Origin of the sequence: Mesorhizobium sp. B3-1-9, from assembly GCF_006439595.1 — a bacterium.
GTDB lineage: Bacteria > Pseudomonadota > Alphaproteobacteria > Rhizobiales > Rhizobiaceae > Mesorhizobium.
This window is the reverse complement of sequence record NZ_VFTJ01000044.1, coordinates 1-2,500: the sequence shown is the minus strand read 5'-3', so window position 1 is coordinate 2,500 and position 2,500 is coordinate 1. Positions and strand designations below refer to the sequence as shown.

Sequence of the window (2,500 nt, the reverse complement as noted above, 5' to 3'; positions counted from 1 at the left end):
CTAGGGGTGAAAGGCCAATCAAACTCGGAAATAGCTGGTTCTCCGCGAAATCTATTTAGGTAGAGCGTCGACCGAATACCCCAGGGGGTAGAGCACTGGATGGGCTAGGGGTCCTCACCGGATTACCAAACCTAACCAAACTCCGAATACCTGGGAGTACTAGTCGGCAGACACACGGCGGGTGCTAACGTCCGTCGTGAAAAGGGAAACAACCCTGACCTACAGCTAAGGTCCCCAAGTTATGGCTAAGTGGGAAAGGATGTGAGGATCCCAAAACAACCAGGATGTTGGCTTAGAAGCAGCCATCATTTAAAGAAAGCGTAACAGCTCACTGGTCTAAATAAGGGTCTTTGCGCCGAAAATGTAACGGGGCTAAAGCCATACACCGAAGCTTAGGGTTCGTGAGCAATCACGAGCGGTAGCGGAGCGTTCTGTAAGCTGATGAAGCCGTACCCGTGAGGGGCGGTGGAGGTATCAGAAGTGCGAATGCTGACATGAGTAACGTAAGGGGAGTGAGAGACTCCCCCGCCGAAAGACCAAGGGTTCCTGCTTAAAGTTAATCTGAGCAGGGTTAGCCGGCCCCTAAGACGAGGCGGAAACGCGTAGTCGATGGGAACCACGTTAATATTCGTGGGCCTGGAGGTAGTGACGGATCGCACAAGTTGTCCAATCTTATCGGATTGAACGGGCAGCGGAGCGGTTCCAGGAAATAGCTCCTCCTTATAGACCGTACCCGAAACCGACACTGGTGGTCAGGTAGAGTATACCAAGGCGCTTGAGAGAACTATGCTGAAGGAACTCGGCAAATTGCACGCGTAACTTCGGAAGAAGCGTGACCCTTTTCTGCGCAAGCAGAGGAGGGTGGCACAGACCAGGGGGTAGCGACTGTTTATCAAAAACACAGGGCTCTGCGAAGCCGCAAGGCGACGTATAGGGTCTGACGCCTGCCCGGTGCTGGAAGGTTAAGAGGAGGGGTGCAAGCTCTGAATCGAAGCCCCAGTAAACGGCGGCCGTAACTATAACGGTCCTAAGGTAGCGAAATTCCTTGTCGGGTAAGTTCCGACCTGCACGAATGGCGTAACGACTTCCCCGCTGTCTCCAGCATAGACTCAGTGAAATTGAATTCCCCGTGAAGATGCGGGGTTCCTGCGGTTAGACGGAAAGACCCCGTGCACCTTTACTATAGCTTTACATTGGCATTCGTAGTGGCATGTGTAGGATAGGTGGTAGGCTTTGAAACCTGGGCGCCAGCTCAGGTGGAGCCACCCTTGAAATACCACCCTTATTACTATGGATGTCTAACCGCGGCCCGTTATCCGGGTCCGGGACAATGTATGGTGGGTAGTTTGACTGGGGCGGTCGCCTCCTAAAGAGTAACGGAGGCGCGCGATGGTGGGCTCAGAACGGTCGGAAATCGTTCGCTGAGTGCAATGGCATAAGCCTGCCTGACTGCGAGACTGACAAGTCGAGCAGAGACGAAAGTCGGTCATAGTGATCCGGTGGTCCCGCGTGGAAGGGCCATCGCTCAACGGATAAAAGGTACGCCGGGGATAACAGGCTGATGACCCCCAAGAGTCCATATCGACGGGGTTGTTTGGCACCTCGATGTCGACTCATCGCATCCTGGGGCTGGAGCAGGTCCCAAGGGTATGGCTGTTCGCCATTTAAAGCGGTACGTGAGTTGGGTTCAGAACGTCGTGAGACAGTTCGGTCCCTATCTGCCGTGGGTGTAGGAATATTGAAAGGATCTGTCCCTAGTACGAGAGGACCGGGATGGACGGATCTCTGGTGGACCTGTTGTGGCGCCAGCCGCATTGCAGGGTAGCTATATCCGGACGGGATAACCGCTGAAGGCATCTAAGCGGGAAACCCACCTTGAAACGAGTATTCCCTGAGAACCGTGGAAGACGACCACGTTGATAGGCCGGGTGTGGAAGAGCGGCAACGCTTGAAGCTTACCGGTACTAATAGTTCGATAGGCTTGATCGTTCTCATTACTTATATCCATCAAGGCGCAATCCGAAGGATTGTCGCCGGCACAGAAAACAGCTTCTCGATTTGAACGTGCGTTTTGCCGACCTGGTGGTTATGGCGGAGCGGCTGCACCCGATCCCATTCCGAACTCGGCCGTGAAACGCTCCAGCGCTGATGGTACTTCGTCTCAAGACGCGGGAGAGTAGGTCGCTGCCAGGTCTGCCAAGCGCACGTTCAGCTCACATCCGGGCCAAACAGAGCCGGATCGAGACAAATCTTCTCCCTACGATATTTAGGCCCGCCAAACGGGATCATGGGCCGCGCAAGCGGCCCTTTCATTTGGTGGTCTCTTGATTCCGGTAAGTTAAACCTTACCTCAAGGACGCAAGCAAACGCTTGCTCGTAGTTGACGCGGGGTGGAGCAGCCCGGTAGCTCGTCAGGCTCATAACCTGAAGGTCACAGGTTCAAATCCTGTCCCCGCAACCAATTTTATCATAAATCAATAACCGTCCCGGTCTAACCGGG

General features: G+C 54.3%; 1 tRNA gene and 2 rRNA genes (1 of these 3 cut by a window edge). All 3 read left to right on the top strand.

What is annotated here, in order from left to right:
- Window positions 1-1,989 (top strand): 23S ribosomal RNA (locus FJW07_RS31385); it begins 811 nt to the left of the window's first position.
- Between the two features lie 89 nt (window positions 1,990-2,078).
- A 5S ribosomal RNA gene (rrf, locus tag FJW07_RS31380) occupies window positions 2,079-2,193 on the top strand.
- A gap of 191 nt (window positions 2,194-2,384) precedes the next feature.
- Window positions 2,385-2,461, top strand: a tRNA-Met gene (locus tag FJW07_RS31375).
- Window positions 2,462-2,500: the final 39 nt, after the last annotated feature.